General features: G+C 44.2%; 19 protein-coding genes. 5 read left to right on the top strand and 14 right to left on the bottom strand.

Features of this window, described 5'->3' with window-relative positions; genetic code table 11:
• Positions 1-141: 141 nt before the first annotated feature.
• The 3 genes from RWS39_RS06700 to RWS39_RS06690 are packed head-to-tail and all read left to right on the top strand — an operon-like array spanning position 142 to position 2,323.
• Positions 142-1,323 carry a BaiN/RdsA family NAD(P)/FAD-dependent oxidoreductase gene (locus RWS39_RS06700; RefSeq protein ID WP_314481723.1) on the top strand — a complete coding sequence of 394 codons (1,182 nt, stop codon included), beginning with the start codon at positions 142-144 and terminating at the stop codon, positions 1,321-1,323.
• Between the two features lie 13 nt (positions 1,324-1,336).
• Positions 1,337-1,858: a DUF1697 domain-containing protein gene (locus tag RWS39_RS06695; RefSeq protein ID WP_314481720.1), complete on the top strand. Its 522-nt coding sequence runs from the start codon at positions 1,337-1,339 to the stop codon at positions 1,856-1,858.
• Positions 1,859-1,867: 9 nt separating this feature from the next.
• Positions 1,868-2,323 (top strand): 8-oxo-dGTP diphosphatase, encoded by a 456-nt coding sequence (locus RWS39_RS06690; protein WP_314481717.1) that lies wholly within the window; start codon positions 1,868-1,870, stop codon positions 2,321-2,323.
• A 178-nt stretch (positions 2,324-2,501) separates the two neighbouring features.
• Here RWS39_RS06690 and RWS39_RS06685 read toward each other — a convergent pair whose 3' ends face one another.
• From RWS39_RS06685 to tsaB, 7 genes are all read right to left on the bottom strand, one after another.
• Positions 2,502-3,245, bottom strand: a complete 744-nt coding sequence (locus RWS39_RS06685; RefSeq protein WP_314481714.1) for a MerR family transcriptional regulator — start codon at positions 3,243-3,245, stop codon at positions 2,502-2,504.
• 104 nt (positions 3,246-3,349) lie between these two features.
• Entirely contained in the window at positions 3,350-4,096 is a 747-nt protein-coding gene (locus RWS39_RS06680; RefSeq protein ID WP_314481711.1) for a class I SAM-dependent methyltransferase, read from the bottom strand.
• Positions 4,097-4,219: 123 nt separating this feature from the next.
• Positions 4,220-4,558, bottom strand: a complete 339-nt coding sequence (locus tag RWS39_RS06675; RefSeq protein ID WP_314481708.1) for an AzlD domain-containing protein — start codon at positions 4,556-4,558, stop codon at positions 4,220-4,222.
• Positions 4,548-5,243, bottom strand: coding sequence for an AzlC family ABC transporter permease (locus RWS39_RS06670; RefSeq protein ID WP_125446330.1), 696 nt, complete (start codon positions 5,241-5,243; stop codon positions 4,548-4,550). Before RWS39_RS06670 ends, RWS39_RS06675 begins: the two co-directional genes overlap by 11 nt.
• 9 nt (positions 5,244-5,252) lie before the next feature.
• On the bottom strand, positions 5,253-6,263 hold the full coding sequence (tsaD, locus tag RWS39_RS06665) for a tRNA (adenosine(37)-N6)-threonylcarbamoyltransferase complex transferase subunit TsaD (protein ID WP_314481703.1): 1,011 nt from the start codon (positions 6,261-6,263) through the stop codon (positions 5,253-5,255).
• On the bottom strand, positions 6,253-6,705 hold the full coding sequence (gene rimI, locus RWS39_RS06660; RefSeq protein WP_125446332.1) for a ribosomal protein S18-alanine N-acetyltransferase: 453 nt from the start codon (positions 6,703-6,705) through the stop codon (positions 6,253-6,255). The genes tsaD and rimI overlap by 11 nt, the downstream gene beginning before the upstream one ends.
• A complete protein-coding gene (gene tsaB, locus RWS39_RS06655; RefSeq protein ID WP_314481783.1) occupies positions 6,702-7,388 on the bottom strand; it encodes a tRNA (adenosine(37)-N6)-threonylcarbamoyltransferase complex dimerization subunit type 1 TsaB in 687 nt (228 codons plus the stop codon). The genes rimI and tsaB overlap by 4 nt, the downstream gene beginning before the upstream one ends.
• A gap of 288 nt (positions 7,389-7,676) precedes the next feature.
• Between tsaB and RWS39_RS06650 the strand changes: the two genes are divergently transcribed.
• A complete protein-coding gene (locus RWS39_RS06650) occupies positions 7,677-7,907 on the top strand; it encodes a DNA-dependent RNA polymerase subunit epsilon (RefSeq protein ID WP_314481697.1) in 231 nt (76 codons plus the stop codon).
• Positions 7,908-7,910: 3 nt separating this feature from the next.
• The gene (gene rnjA, locus RWS39_RS06645) at positions 7,911-9,593 is read left to right on the top strand and encodes a ribonuclease J1 (protein ID WP_314481694.1); all 1,683 of its coding nucleotides are present in this window, start codon (positions 7,911-7,913) and stop codon (positions 9,591-9,593) included.
• A gap of 28 nt (positions 9,594-9,621) precedes the next feature.
• On the opposite strand, the gene RWS39_RS06640 is transcribed toward rnjA, so the two are convergent.
• From RWS39_RS06640 to RWS39_RS06610, 7 genes are all read right to left on the bottom strand, one after another.
• Positions 9,622-10,368 carry a DNA alkylation repair protein gene (locus RWS39_RS06640; protein WP_045497911.1) on the bottom strand — a complete coding sequence of 249 codons (747 nt, stop codon included), beginning with the start codon at positions 10,366-10,368 and terminating at the stop codon, positions 9,622-9,624.
• Positions 10,352-10,939 carry a TetR/AcrR family transcriptional regulator gene (locus tag RWS39_RS06635; RefSeq protein WP_314481689.1) on the bottom strand — a complete coding sequence of 196 codons (588 nt, stop codon included), beginning with the start codon at positions 10,937-10,939 and terminating at the stop codon, positions 10,352-10,354. The genes RWS39_RS06640 and RWS39_RS06635 overlap by 17 nt, the downstream gene beginning before the upstream one ends.
• Complete coding sequence (locus tag RWS39_RS06630) at positions 10,932-11,351, bottom strand: VOC family protein (RefSeq protein ID WP_314481686.1); 420 nt, start codon at positions 11,349-11,351, stop codon at positions 10,932-10,934. Before RWS39_RS06630 ends, RWS39_RS06635 begins: the two co-directional genes overlap by 8 nt.
• 103 nt (positions 11,352-11,454) lie before the next feature.
• Positions 11,455-11,859 carry a GNAT family N-acetyltransferase gene (locus tag RWS39_RS06625; protein WP_314481683.1) on the bottom strand — a complete coding sequence of 135 codons (405 nt, stop codon included), beginning with the start codon at positions 11,857-11,859 and terminating at the stop codon, positions 11,455-11,457.
• 48 nt (positions 11,860-11,907) lie between these two features.
• Positions 11,908-13,041, bottom strand: coding sequence for a molecular chaperone DnaJ (gene dnaJ, locus RWS39_RS06620; protein WP_045497925.1), 1,134 nt, complete (start codon positions 13,039-13,041; stop codon positions 11,908-11,910).
• A 247-nt stretch (positions 13,042-13,288) separates the two neighbouring features.
• Positions 13,289-13,678 (bottom strand): hypothetical protein, encoded by a 390-nt coding sequence (locus RWS39_RS06615; protein ID WP_314481678.1) that lies wholly within the window; start codon positions 13,676-13,678, stop codon positions 13,289-13,291.
• Positions 13,629-13,844: a hypothetical protein gene (locus tag RWS39_RS06610; protein WP_314481675.1), complete on the bottom strand. Its 216-nt coding sequence runs from the start codon at positions 13,842-13,844 to the stop codon at positions 13,629-13,631. The genes RWS39_RS06615 and RWS39_RS06610 overlap by 50 nt, the downstream gene beginning before the upstream one ends.
• Positions 13,845-13,903: the final 59 nt, after the last annotated feature.

The raw sequence follows: 13,903 nt of genomic DNA, 5'->3' as shown, positions 1-13,903 counted from the left end.
TTAATTTTCTACCTAGTGCTAGCTGAAGAACTGTTTAAAAATCTGACCAAGGCATGTCCACTGTGTAGCCGAGAAGGTAAAATTACCTTGCACAAGCTTAACTAGCACATAAAAGTCCTATTTCACGAAAGGAAAAGACCAATGAACCATTTCGACACAATCATCATCGGTGGAGGACCGGCCGGTATGATGGCTGCCATTTCCAGTTCTTTCTACGGACAGAAGACCCTGCTCCTTGAGAAGAATAAACGACTGGGCAAGAAACTAGCCGGAACGGGTGGTGGCCGCTGCAATGTGACCAACAACGGAAACCTAGATGACCTCATGGCCGGTATTCCGGGCAACGGACGCTTTCTTTACAGCGTCTTTTCCCAGTTTGACAACCATGATATCATCAACTTCTTTACAGAGAATGGTGTCAAACTTAAGGTTGAAGACCACGGCCGTGTTTTCCCAGCGACAGACAAGTCCCGCACCATTATCGAAGCTTTGGAAAAGAAGATTGCAGAGCTAGGCGGCACTGTCATCACCAATACCGAAATCGTCTCTGTCAAAAAAACTGATGATCTTTTCACTGTCAGATCCAGCGACCAGACTTGGACCTGCCAGAAATTGATTGTAACGACTGGCGGCAAGTCCTACCCTTCAACTGGCTCGACAGGCTTCGGGCATGATATTGCCCGCCACTTCAAGCACACTGTGACCGACTTGGAAGCTGCTGAAAGTCCTCTTTTGACTGACTTTCCTCACAAAGCGCTTCAAGGGATTTCGCTGGACGATGTGACCCTCAGCTATGGCAAGCATGTCATCACCCATGACCTGCTATTTACCCACTTTGGCCTATCCGGTCCGGCAGCTCTGCGCTTGTCTAGCTTTGTCAAAGGCGGCGAAACCATCTATCTAGATGTCTTGCCTCATATGAGTCAGCAGGATTTGGCAGACTTTTTAGAAGAACATCGGGAAAAATCCTTGAAAAATGCTTTAAAAGCCTTGTTACCAGAACGCTTGGCAGAATTTTTTGTTCAAGGATATCCTGAAAAAGTCAAACAGCTAACTGAGAAAGAAAGCGACCAGCTCATCCAGTCTATCAAAGCACTCGAAATCCCTGTCACTGGCAAAATGTCCCTGGCCAAGTCCTTTGTCACCAAAGGAGGCGTCAGTCTTAAGGAAATCAATCCTAAAACCCTTGAAAGCAAACTCGTTCCCGGCCTCCACTTTGCTGGGGAAGTTCTAGACATCAATGCCCACACGGGGGGCTTTAACATCACTTCCGCCCTTTGCACCGGCTGGGTGGCAGGCTCAAATCCAATAAGTACCAAATAAGAAAGGAAGTCCTTTGGAACATATTATTTTACTAAGAGGCGTTACTCCTAATGGAAAAAATGCTATCCCGAAAATGTCTTATTTGGTAGATATTTTGACAGAAGCTGGGTTTCAACACGTTCGAACCTATATTCAAAGTGGGAATATCATTCTTGAAAGTGACTTAGATTTAGAAGAAATACGGGAACGCGTTCATACTCTGATAAAGGAAAAAATTGGGGCCGACTTAAAAATGGTTATCAAGAATAAGAACGATTTTGAAAAGATTGTTCATGAAAATCCATTTAAAGAAGACTATCTTCATGATCGTGTGCATGTGATTCTTTATCAAGGTTTTATCCAAAGTCTACCACTAGAAAAATTGAAAGCTGACTATGGCGAGGAAGAAATCTGTGTAGGTGATCACTGTCTCTACCTCTATCTCCCTAGAACTGCAAAACAAAAAAAGCTCAATACCAACTATCTTGAAAAATTGTTTGGCGTGGATTTGACCATGCGAAAGTTAAACGTCGTAGAAAAGTTACTAACAAAATAGGAGAACAAGATGAACAGATGCGAAACAGTCGAATTCGTCAATATGTGCATGATTTATGACGGAGAAAAAGTTCTGGTCCAAGACCGAGTTAGTCCTGACTGGCCCGGCATTACTTTTCCTGGTGGTCATGTAGAGCGTGGGGAATCTTTTACCGATGCAGTTATCAGAGAAGTCAAGGAAGAAACTGGACTAACCATATCCAAACCTCAACTTTGTGGTATCAAAGACTGGTACGATAACGAGGATTACCGCTATGTCGTCCTGCTCTACAAGACAAAGCACTATTCTGGCGTGCTGCAATCCTCAGATGAAGGAAAGGTTTGGTGGGAAGATCTGGAAAATCTCTCTCATCTGAAACTTGCAACTGAGGATATGTCTGATATGCTGCGTGTTTTTTTAGAAGACGATTTAAGTGAATTCTTTTACTATAAAGACGGTGACGACTGGATTTATGACTTAAAGTAAAAAATGAGAGTGGGACAGAAATCGGTAATTCGTTAGAATTCGATTTCGTAGTCTCACCTCCGCACAGTTGAGTAGGGCTGTAAAAGCTGATGAAATCAGCGTAGTAGAGCCCACTCAACCACTGCGTCTTGCTCGAAAATCCAAAGACAATTGAGAGGCTAGGACTTTTGTCCCAGCCTCATCTTTCTACATTTATCCGAACGTAATCTGCAATCACATCTGCTGTGTACTGGGCAGTACCTACTCCGAACTTGTCGATATTTTCCTTAAACTCTGGGTTATAGACATAGCCTTTACCGATATGGCCGAATACTTCAATAGAGCAGTCAAATCCATAAGTACGGATGGCTTGCAAGAGTTGGGCTGCCTGCTCTTGATTTTCTGCTGCGTCAACTGGCAAGCCTTGCTGCATATTCTCTGCCAGACTTCGAAAAACTTGATTGAAGGCTGCGGCAGATTCTTCTTCCCGTCCATTTTGACGAGTAAGTGCTTCCGACATGACTTCTTGACCGTATTCTTCTACAGCTTCTTGGTGGTATTTTTGATTGTCTTCGTAGGTAAAGCCTGCGAATTTTTCTTTCATTGTCATCTTTCTTTCTCCTTTTTCTTCTTGGATGGTTTTTTGCAAGGTGGAAATCAAGGTATCCAAACGGTCTCTTTCCTGCTGCAAATACTCTAGCTGTCTAACCAGATGTGGCAATAAAGCCTGATCATCCTGGCTCAGTAGCTCTGCTATTTTCTCTAAGGAAAAGCCCAAATACTTATAGTAAAGGATGACCTGCAACCGCTCTAAATCAGCTTGACTGTATGTTCGATAGCCATTTTCTGATTTTTGAGGAACTAAAAGTCCGATTTTGTCGTAGTGATGCAGGGTTTTGACAGAGACACCCGAAAGCTGCGCAGCTTCTTTGATATGATACATAAAAAACCTCCTTGCCCTTATAGTATAAACCCTGACCTTAGGGCAGAGTCAAGCTTTTTATGAAATTTTTTAAGTCACTTTAAATTTTCAAAAGTAGCTAGCAGTTATTTATGAGAAACCATGGCAATAAAGCCCAGTTTTTCTTGATTCTTTTGGAACATCTTAAACATCTTCATAAATTGGCTATAGTTCTCTTTTTTAAGAGCATTAAAGCAGATTTTCAGTGTGCCACCCAGTCCTTCGTCATATATCATTCCTCGAAGGCTCATCAAGGTCATTTCACCGACAAAGGTGTCCACACAGTCAAAAGCATGAGAACGTGCCAGCTGAATCCAAGAGCCTTCTGTCAGCGGACCAACATTGACGTTAATCGCACGAGATAGCTCTTCTCGGACATTCTCATCTCTTTGTTTGAGCATGACGTCATGTGTGAGGAGCATTCCGCCTGGCTTCAACACCCGGTAGTACTCATCCATACATTTGGCCTTTCCCTTATCCGTCTGCATGGTCAGCATGGCTTCATTGATAACAATATCAAAAGAATTGTCATCATAAGGCAGCTTCATAGCATTCGCCAGCTCAAATGTGACGAGCTCACCAACACCAGCCTTATCTCCATTAAGCTTAGCCTGAGCCAGTGCAGCCTTATCTAAATCAACTGCAGTAATCTGGCAGCCATATCTTTTAGCCAGCTCGATTGTTGTGGTCCCCATATTGCAGGCAACTTCCAGAACCTTCTTATCGCTGGAAAACTGTCCCTGCTCAATCAGCCAGTCCGTTGCCAGTTTACCACCAGGACGAAGGCGTTTCTTTCCTAATTTTGCTAAAAATTTATGACCTGCTTCTGCCATTTCCGAACCTCCATAATTTTGATTGCTTCCATTATAGCATAAAATATTATATTTTCAGACAATTCTTAGAATTTAGCAAAAAACAGACCGAATCAACCGATTCAATCTGTTTTTTTATCTTCTTTACAAGCCAAGAATTCCAGCTAGATAGCGCAACAAGGCCACCAAGACTACACCAAATACAACAGTTGCAATTAAGTTTTTATACTTAAATGCCACATAGCTAGTTGGAAAAACAGCCATTAAATCCAGCCATTTAAAACTCGGCAGCTGACCTGTTTTAGCATTAGTGACACTAGACAGGATAAGGGCAAAGATAATGGAAACTGGCAGATATTTGAGGAAACGCCCTACCATAGGCGGAAGCCCCTTGTACTTGACTAGGATAAAGGGCAAAACCCGTGGAATCCAAGTGACTAGAGCTGACAAAAGAATAGCCAGCAAAATATACTTACTTATCATCCAAAATCACCCCCACTGTACAGCCTAGTAAGGTTGCAAAAAGCACCGCCAGAGAATTTTGAAGCAGCATGGTCAGGATCAAGTAGGCAAGGCCCACCACACCTAAGACCAAAAAGAGCTTCTTTATCTTGACCCGTCGCAACATGATTGTAAACTGAGAAGAGAAAATGCCAATAAACATAGCTACTAGGGCGAAGTCCAGGCCAAAACTCTCAGGATTGGGCAGAAGGCCACCTAGAGCTGTTCCCAAAATTGTACCCAAAATCCAAGAAGTATAACTCATGAAATTGTTACCCATCATCCAGCTAGCAGCAATCTCTTCTGTATACACCTGCTCTCCCATCAAGACTCCATAAGATTCATCCGTCAAAAAAGAGCCAATGACAATATTCTGAATCAAGTTAGACTTACGAAAAAGGGTTGAGGCATGCAGACAGAGCAAAAGATGCCGAATATTTATCAGAAAAACGGTCAGTGCGATAGCCAAGACCGGCGCCTGCTGGGCAAATAAACCAATCATGGCAAACTGGGCACTGCCCGCATAAACCAGAATACTCATCAGCCCCATCTCCAAGGGATCCATATAGGGCGCCGCCATGATGCCACAGGCTAAGCCAATCCCAATATAGCCCAGAGCTGTTGGCACTGCTGCCTTTGCACCCTGTTTAAATGTCTGTCCGCGCATTCTTCTCCTTTACTCCATCGTTTCAAAAGCCAGACTCGGCTTAGCATTGAGATCCAAACTGGCAAAATTCTCCTTGTTCCACTCACTGACGCTGGCATAGGCAATCATACCAGCATTGTCACCACAAAGACGCAAAGGCGGAATAATCACCTTAACATCTTGAATCTCAGCTGCCAAGCGTTCTCTCAGGCCTTGATTGGCCGCAACACCGCCCGCCACGACCAGAGTCTTGACTGGATATTTTTCCAGCGCTTTTTTAGTCTTGGCCATGAGTATATCCATGACTGCTGCCTGAAAGCTTGCTGACAGGTCTTGATTAGACAAGACCTCTCCCTTTTGCTGGGCATTGTGGTGCAGGTTGATAAAGGCTGACTTGAGACCAGAAAAAGAAAATTCCAGATTGTCTTCCTTGATCATAGCCCGCGGAAAATCGTAAATATCCTGTCCCTCATGAGCTAACTGATCAATCTCTCGGCCTGCTGGATAGGTCAGCCCCATAACGCGACCGACCTTATCATAGGCTTCACCGACCGCATCATCGCGAGTTTCCCCCACAATCTTATAGTCACCAGCTTGACTGACATAGACCAGCTCAGTATGACCGCCACTGACCAAAAGAGCCAGCAAGGGAAACTCCAAGGGTTCCACGCTCTGGGCTGCCATCAGGTGCCCAGCCATATGATTGACCGGAATCACGGGAATATCGTGAGCCCAAGCAAAGGACTTGGCCGCTGCCAAGCCGACCAGAAGCGCCCCAACCAGACCAGGACCGTAGGTAACGGCCACCGCTGTAACTTGCTCCTCACTAATCCCCGCTTCTGCCAAGGCCTCCTCAATACAAACCGTAATGACCTCCACATGGTGACGGCTGGCCACTTCCGGTACCACTCCACCAAAACGCTTGTGGCTCTCAATCTGGCTGGCAATGACATTGCTCAAAAGCTCCGTCTCATTCTTCAGAACCGCCACACTGGTCTCATCACAAGACGTCTCAAAAGCTAAAATATATCTATCTTTCATGAATCTCTCTTTTCATAACAATCGCGTCTTCCACCGGCGCATGGTAATAGGCCTTCCGCCGCGCGATCTCTTCGAATTTTTCTTTTTTGTAAAATAGCAGAGCTGGCCTGTTTGACTCCCTAACTTCGAGGAAAATCTCCTTGTCGGCAGGCAAAAAGTCAAACAAGGCTGTCGCGATTTTCTGCCCCTGATAGCTAGGCAATACAGCAATCTGCAGGACTTCTGCTTCAAAGTCTGTCTCCTGCCAGACTAAAAAGCCGACAAGTTGACTCTCATCTGCTGCTAGTGCACAACTGTTCACATCCGAACGCAGAACCTCTGCCACTTGGGCCGCTGTCCATGGGCTGACCTCATAGACTGCAAGTAAGAGCTGTTCCAGCTCTTCTGCGAGAGTTGCCACGTCCACATCCGAGTTAGCGCACCATTTTCTCAATTTAATCATAGGCGCTGAATGTAAGAATCGCTGGATTCCTTGTGATTCTTGAGCCAATTTTCCTCGGCTTCTACCCGCTTGAGATAGTTAGGAACAAAGTCATGAATGGACTGGGCTGGCAGGTCTAAACCGAGACGACCAATAGCTGCCGCATCTGGCAAGCTTGGCTGAATGGTAGCCTGAGGAAGAGCCTCTTCAATTTGCTCCGTAAAAGCTGCTGTCTCTCCGACAAAGGTGACTGGTTGGTTAGCAGCGCCAGCTATTTCCAACACCTCTGCCAAAGGCAGATGAGCTTCCGGCTGCACAGCCTGACCAGACTGGTAAAAGCCAGCATAGACATTGTTGCGGCGGGCATCCATGATGGGAATGACCAAGCCTTCCACCTGCTCTGGAACCAGAGCTAGCAGACTAGACACACCGACCAGCTCAATCTTGAGGGTATGAGCCAGAGTCTTGGCTGTCGCCACCGCAATTCTCAGACCTGTGTAGCTGCCTGGCCCCTGCGCCACCGCGATCCGATCCAAATCGGCCGGCTTCATATCCAGACTATTCATCAGAAAATCGATAGCCGGCATAAGGGTAATGCTATGATTTTTCTTGATATTGAGCGTCACCTGCCCCAAGGTCTCCTCATTCTCTAAAATTGCTAGAGACAGAGCCTTATTTGACGTATCCATCGCTAAAATTCTCATCATGTTCTTCCTTACTCGAGTGTTTGCTTCTTATTATACTATAAAAGGAGCGACAAGGGTAGAGAGAGGCAGTCATTTGATTATCCAGATTAGCTCTTAAAAGCTTTTCTGAAAACCTCCACAAGATTTTCTCGGCTATGTCTTTTACTAAAAGCTGGTTTTATGATATAATTAGTTAGAATTATATCGAATCAAGGTCAATCTACTACTCATAAAACTGAATAAAACAAAACAGCTGATTAGCTGTCGTTTTCTGTAGCTTGATCATGAAAAATGGAAGGAAACAAAATGATTTACAAAGTTTTTTATCAAGAAACAAAAGAACGCAGCCCACGCCGTGAAAAAACACGTGCCCTTTACTTAGAAGTAGAGGCTGCCAATGAATTAGAAGGCCGCATCAAAGCCCGCAAATTGGTCGAAGAAAAGACTCCATACAATATCGAATTTATTGAGATCTTGTCTGACAAACATTTGGAGTACGAAAAAGAGTCAGGCGCCTTCGAATTGACGGAGTTGTAACCTATGGCATATAACTTAAAGAAAGAAGAAGTTGGTGTTTTCGCCATCGGCGGTCTGGGCGAAATCGGTAAAAACACCTACGGAATTGAGTATCAAGATGAGATTATCATTGTTGATGCTGGGATTAAATTCCCAGAAGATGACCTCTTGGGTATCGACTATGTTATCCCCGACTACTCCTATATCGTAGAAAATATTGACCGCGTGAAAGCTGTCCTCATCACCCACGGGCACGAGGACCATATCGGCGGCATTCCTTTCCTGCTCAAGCAAGCCAATGTTCCTATCTATGCTGGCCCTCTGGCCCTGGCCCTCATTCGCGGCAAGCTAGAAGAGCATGGACTTTTGCGTGATGCCAAGCTCTATGAAATCAATCAAAATACAGAGTTGACCTTTAAAAATCTGAAGGCAACCTTCTTCCGGACAACCCACTCGATTCCAGAACCTTTGGGGATTGTCATCCATACGCCGCAAGGTAAGATTGTCTGTACCGGTGACTTCAAGTTTGACTTTACACCAGTCGGTGAGCCAGCTGATTTGCACCGCATGGCCGCTCTGGGTGAAGAAGGCGTACTCTGCCTCCTGTCTGACTCGACCAATGCTGAAGTTCCGACCTTTACTAATTCCGAAAAAGTGGTTGGACAGTCTATCATGAAGATTATCGAAGGCATTCATGGACGGATTATTTTCGCTTCCTTTGCTTCAAACATCTTCCGCCTCCAGCAAGCTGCTGAAGCTGCTGTCAAGACAGGGCGCAAAATTGCGGTCTTTGGCCGCTCCATGGAAAAGGCTATTGTCAACGGGATTGAGCTAGGCTACATCAAGGTTCCCAAAGATACCTTCATCGAGCCAAATGAACTCAAGGATTATCCAGCTGGCGAAGTGCTGATTATGTGTACCGGAAGTCAGGGTGAACCCATGGCAGCACTGTCACGGATTGCTAATGGTACCCACCGTCAGGTGCAGCTGCAACCTGGAGATACCGTCATCTTCTCATCTAGCCCGATCCCTGGTAATACGACCAGCGTAAACAAGCTGATCAACATCATTTCCGAGGCTGGTGTAGAAGTCATTCACGGTAAAATCAACAACATCCACACCTCTGGACACGGTGGCCAACAAGAGCAGAAACTCATGCTCCGCTTGATCAAGCCTAAATATTTCATGCCAGTCCATGGTGAATACCGTATGCAAAAAGTCCATGCAGGTCTAGCCGTTGATACTGGAGTACCAAAAGAAAATATCTTCATCATGAGCAATGGTGATGTGCTGGCTCTGACAGCTGACTCAGCTCGTATTGCTGGTAGCTTCAACGCTCAAGATATTTATGTTGATGGGAACCGCATTGGTGAAATCGGAGCTGCAGTCCTACGCGACCGTAAAGACCTATCAGAGGACGGTGTTGTTCTGGCTGTCGCAACAGTTGACTTTGAGTCCAAAATGATCTTAGCCGGTCCAGATATTCTCAGCCGCGGCTTTATCTACATGCGCGAATCAGGTGACCTCATCCGCCAAAGCCAGCGCATCCTCTTCAATGCCATTCGCATTGCACTCAAGAATAAAGACGCCAGCGTCCAATCTGTCAGCGGCGCTATCGTCAACGCCTTGCGTCCTTTCCTTTACGAAAGCACCGAGCGCGAACCGATTATCATTCCGATGGTGCTTACACCAGACGAAGACAACTAAAAAATAAGCTTTGCTAGACTAGCAAAGCTTATTTTTCTGCTTTATTTTTTGTTCGAGAGGCATGCTTTATAATCCAAGCGCAGCTCGGACTCAGTTCTTCCTCTTGCCAAGATCCAATCACCCTCTCAAACTTTTCAGGATCTTCTTTATATAAATCATTCAGATTATTAGCGACACTTTTTTGGATTGATTTATCTGTATCATCCTTTAGATTCCTTAAAATAGCGGTAAATTCATCAAAATAATCTAAGACCACAGTCTGCTTCTTAGCCCAAGGCAGACGGATTCGCATACACTCGCTGGCTAATCTACGGACGCGCATATTCTCGTCTTTACTCCACTCTAACAGTAAATCCATCGTAGCTTTAGGAAAATTGGCCAGTAAGGGCCGCATAGAAAATTCTCCAGTAAATCGCTTGGTTAATTCCTTACTGAAGGCTGCACTCAGATCAAATTCCTGACCTCCGTAAAGTTCTACGTATTTGCCAATCGGCCACAACCAGTACCCCTCTGAGAACATCCCCAGGCCGCCCTCTAACTCCGGACCAAGTATCTGCTCAAAAACCTTCAGAGAATCAGCATAAGAAAGCGGCAAGCATTCTTTGATACTCTTTGCCAAAAGCTCTTGACGCTGAGTAAATTCCAAAGCCTCTAAGTCGCTTTCAACTAGAGACATAAAATGCTGAACTTCAAACTTATCTGTGACTTCTTGCAGGCGACGGCTCAAGTCCTCCGCATAAACCAAATCATAATAATCTTTAACCTTTTTCGCCATGATTTTTAAATCCCCTTAATAGACTTTTCACTGCTCCTCTGACTTCTGCTTCTTCCTCTTTCTCAGCCAGAAAAAGAGACAACTCATTCAAGGCACCTGAAATCATATGAACTGCCATATCCAAATCAATAGAGATAAGTCTTCCTTCTCTAGATAAAATGTCTAATTGCTCTCTCAAATGAAAGAAAGAATTAGCCTCGTCCTGACGACGCCACTCTTTCCACTCAACGACATTGGGACCATCAAGCAGGAGAATGCGTTTATTTTCGATCAAGGTCGCAAAACGAACAAAAGCAACACAGCCTTCCACCAACTGCTCCCAAGAATCCTGTGCTTCTAGGGCGTTTTTTTCTACATAAGACCCCAGTTCGGATTGAATTTGTGCCAGTACGGCGGTAAATAAAGTCTTCTTATTCCCGAAATGGTGATAAAGTGCGCCTCTTGTCATTCCCAACTCATCTACAATTTCTTCCAAGGAAGTTTCTGCATAACCCTTTAAAGAAAAATGTTTCCGGGCGATAGCTAATATTTTGCTACTTGTCTCTAGGGAAGCCTGCTGCTTTTTATTCATCTTCACTCTCCAAATAATTTGCCGCAAACTCAGCGCTAGGTGGAATGACTTGAATGACATCAACCAAAACAGAACCCGGCGCTTCCACAATGAAATGGCGCTGACCAAAATCTTCACTCTTAATGGGAAGAAGGAACTCCATTTCTCCTTGCTGACGCAATTCTTCATAAAGACAATCCACATTGTCAACTTCGATATTGATGATTAGGCCACTCGCCTTAGACTGGTAAGCTTGTGGCACTGTCCCATGCTTACTATCAATAAAAGCAAGCTCAAAACCACTCTCGATATTCTTTAAACTAATATACCAATCTGAACGGAAAGTTTCCTGAAATTGGAAATGCTCAATGAAAAATTGTGCCGCTTGATTAAGGTCTCCGCTCATTAAAACGGGGTATAAACTGGTAATCATTTGTTCTCCTTTTCTTAAACTTTATTTTAACATACATACCGAATGTATGCAAATAACTATTAAAAAACAGAAGCCAAATTGACTTCTATCTATTGAGAATAGCTCAGTTTAATCGCTTGATAAAATGATATTTGGTCACACCTCTTTGGGGCACATCTGACAGACTGGCGTAGATTTCATATCCTTGCTTAACGTAAAAATCCTTGGCCTGATAAGATTTGGTGGACAAGGTGATGCTGCTGACTCCCGCTGCCCCAGCCTTTTCTTCTAATTCTGCCAGCAGACTAGCTCCCAAGCCCTTTTTCTGATGTTCCTTATCTACTACTAAGGCCTTGATATGGATGTTTTCCAACACCTGCTGGGCATGGAGCAAGGCAATTAAGCGCCCTTCCTCTTCACGTGTCAGATAATAATCTTTGGGCTCAAGTTTTTCAAGCATATCTGGACCAAAAGAAGCCTCATATTGCTCCTTGAAAACTTGCTCGATAAAGTCTTGAAATTCTGTCATTTTTGCTCCTAACGAAAAAGCAGAATAATAACTCTACTTTTTCCTTCTTTATTCCCCTTCAAAGACATCTTTCATCTTATCAAAGAAGCCTTTCTTCTTAGGGCTCACTGTGATGTCTCCAGCTGCCGCAAAATCCTTAAGAGCCGCCTTTTGACGGTCATTGAGGCCTGTCGGCGTTACGACATTGACAGTGACATATTGGTCACCTACACTTCCATCGCGTAGATTTGGTGCTCCCTTACCACGCAGGCGGAAACGCTTGCCCGTCTGGGTTCCTTCTGGGATTGTCAATTCAACATTTCCATGGACAGTTGGGATTTCCACACTGTCGCCCAGAGCTGCTTGCACAAAGTTGAGGTTGAGCTTGTAGTAAATGGTAGAACCGTCACGCTCAAATTTATCGCTTGGCTCAACGTTCACTACTACATACAAGTCTCCATAAGGACCGCCATTAAAGCCTGCCTCACCTTGACCCGCCAAGCGAACTCGTTGACCTGTTTCCACACCAGCCGGAATTTTTACATGAACGCTATGCGCTTGCTTTTCATGTCCTGTTCCATGGCAGGTTTCGCATGGACTTTTGATTTCTTGTCCGCGACCATGACAGACATCACAGGTTACTTGACGACGCATCATACCTAGTGGTGTCTGAGTATCGACGTTAATAACACCAGAGCCATGACAGCGGCCACAAGTTACTGGGCTAGTCCCTGGCTTAGCACCTGAACCATGACAAGTCCGACAGCTAGCTTCACGATTGTATTTAACTTCTTTTTCTGTACCGAAAATAGCCTCTTCAAAGCGGAGATTTACCCGATACTGGAGATCGTCTCCTTGACGTGGAGCGTTTGGATTACGAGTCGCGCCACCGCCAAAGAAGCTAGAAAAGATATCTTCGAAGCCACCAAAACCAGAGCCATCAAAGCCTCCGAAGCCGCCTGCACCGCCGCCAAAGCCACCATTGGCACCCGCCGCACCATATTGGTCATAGGCAGCCCGCTTTTGCTCATCGCTCAGCGTTTCATAAGCCTCCTGGACTTCCTTATATTTATCTTCCGCCCCAGGCTCCTTATTGATATCTGGGTGATATTTTTTAGATAATTTCCGATAGGCTCTCTTGATCTCATCCTGAGAAGCATTCTTAGAGACACCTAAACGATCATAAAATTCAGTATTGTTCATTTAAGATACCAAGAGCGAACAGAAAGCGACTGAAATTTAGGAAACCGACATGAAATCCTGATTTCTTAGGAGGTTTATCTAATTTCCAAGCTTTCCGCTCGGGTTCAATTACGAACACTCTTTGTTCCTTTCTGTAATTTTAATATGCTGCCAAGCAAAAATTTTCATTCTATAATTATCTCAAAAAAGAGTCGGAATTGGAAACCGACTCCTCAAAAAATATTTTTATAAATGACACGTATTTATGCTAGTTAGATAATAACTTATCTTGAAGCATTTTATCCCGTAAATCTTTAAAATCTCTAAATTCAGAATTGGTAGAATTATCATTTGCTTTTAAAACTTCCAAAGAATCATACCTATGAGGCTCTTCCCCCTCCTGAAAGACAATCATATCTAAACTGCGAACTCCATTACCACCTTCAGAAACCACAAAAACATATTTCTTACCATCTTTTTCTGCTAACATACTATCTGGAATGGTAGTTTCTGCTGATACTTTTCCTTTTGCTTTTGTCTCTGTAAATGTTCCATCTTCGACATAAACATCTTCAATAATTCCATTAGAAAATTTAATATATGCTACTTTACGAAGAAAATCCGAAGTAGGCTTTATTGTTACTTTTTTTCTTTCCATTCGTGTCTGATAGATCAATCTGATAACGCAATACACCAGAATTGCTATTAACCTTCTGAGCCTCTTTAGATACAGTGTAGGCAGAAAAAGCAATGAAACCTGAAACGAATATTGACACAACAGGCAAAATAATGTCTTTTAAACAATCATAAACTTTCTTACCCATTTTTTACTTCTCCGTAAACTCTCCGTCTACGACGTCATCGCCTGCGTTTCCTGTTGCTT

This window comes from Streptococcus cristatus, from assembly GCF_963529205.1.
Taxonomy (GTDB): Bacteria; Bacillota; Bacilli; order Lactobacillales; family Streptococcaceae; genus Streptococcus; species Streptococcus cristatus_O.
This window is presented reverse-complemented; position numbering and strand designations above follow the sequence as displayed.

Excerpts from the sequence above, each read along its gene's own strand:
- dnaJ (WP_045497925.1), bottom strand. The coding sequence starts at position 13,041 with ATGAACAATACTGAATTTTATGATCGTTTAGGTGTCTCTAAGAATGCT.
- rimI (WP_125446332.1), bottom strand. The coding sequence starts at position 6,705 with ATGATTAAATTGAGAAAATGGTGCGCTAACTCGGATGTGGACGTGGCA.
- RWS39_RS06670 (WP_125446330.1), bottom strand. The coding sequence starts at position 5,243 with ATGCGCGGACAGACATTTAAACAGGGTGCAAAGGCAGCAGTGCCAACA.
- RWS39_RS06610 (WP_314481675.1), bottom strand. The coding sequence starts at position 13,844 with ATGGGTAAGAAAGTTTATGATTGTTTAAAAGACATTATTTTGCCTGTT.
- RWS39_RS06700 (WP_314481723.1), top strand. The coding sequence starts at position 142 with ATGAACCATTTCGACACAATCATCATCGGTGGAGGACCGGCCGGTATG.
- tsaB (WP_314481783.1), bottom strand. The coding sequence starts at position 7,388 with ATGAGAATTTTAGCGATGGATACGTCAAATAAGGCTCTGTCTCTAGCA.
- RWS39_RS06615 (WP_314481678.1), bottom strand. The coding sequence starts at position 13,678 with ATGGAAAGAAAAAAAGTAACAATAAAGCCTACTTCGGATTTTCTTCGT.
- RWS39_RS06630 (WP_314481686.1), bottom strand. The coding sequence starts at position 11,351 with ATGATTACCAGTTTATACCCCGTTTTAATGAGCGGAGACCTTAATCAA.
- RWS39_RS06635 (WP_314481689.1), bottom strand. The coding sequence starts at position 10,939 with ATGAATAAAAAGCAGCAGGCTTCCCTAGAGACAAGTAGCAAAATATTA.
- rnjA (WP_314481694.1), top strand. The coding sequence starts at position 7,911 with ATGGCATATAACTTAAAGAAAGAAGAAGTTGGTGTTTTCGCCATCGGC.
- RWS39_RS06685 (WP_314481714.1), bottom strand. The coding sequence starts at position 3,245 with ATGTATCATATCAAAGAAGCTGCGCAGCTTTCGGGTGTCTCTGTCAAA.
- RWS39_RS06625 (WP_314481683.1), bottom strand. The coding sequence starts at position 11,859 with ATGACAGAATTTCAAGACTTTATCGAGCAAGTTTTCAAGGAGCAATAT.
- tsaD (WP_314481703.1), bottom strand. The coding sequence starts at position 6,263 with ATGAAAGATAGATATATTTTAGCTTTTGAGACGTCTTGTGATGAGACC.
- RWS39_RS06690 (WP_314481717.1), top strand. The coding sequence starts at position 1,868 with ATGAACAGATGCGAAACAGTCGAATTCGTCAATATGTGCATGATTTAT.
- RWS39_RS06650 (WP_314481697.1), top strand. The coding sequence starts at position 7,677 with ATGATTTACAAAGTTTTTTATCAAGAAACAAAAGAACGCAGCCCACGC.
- RWS39_RS06680 (WP_314481711.1), bottom strand. The coding sequence starts at position 4,096 with ATGGCAGAAGCAGGTCATAAATTTTTAGCAAAATTAGGAAAGAAACGC.
- RWS39_RS06640 (WP_045497911.1), bottom strand. The coding sequence starts at position 10,368 with ATGGCGAAAAAGGTTAAAGATTATTATGATTTGGTTTATGCGGAGGAC.
- RWS39_RS06675 (WP_314481708.1), bottom strand. The coding sequence starts at position 4,558 with ATGATAAGTAAGTATATTTTGCTGGCTATTCTTTTGTCAGCTCTAGTC.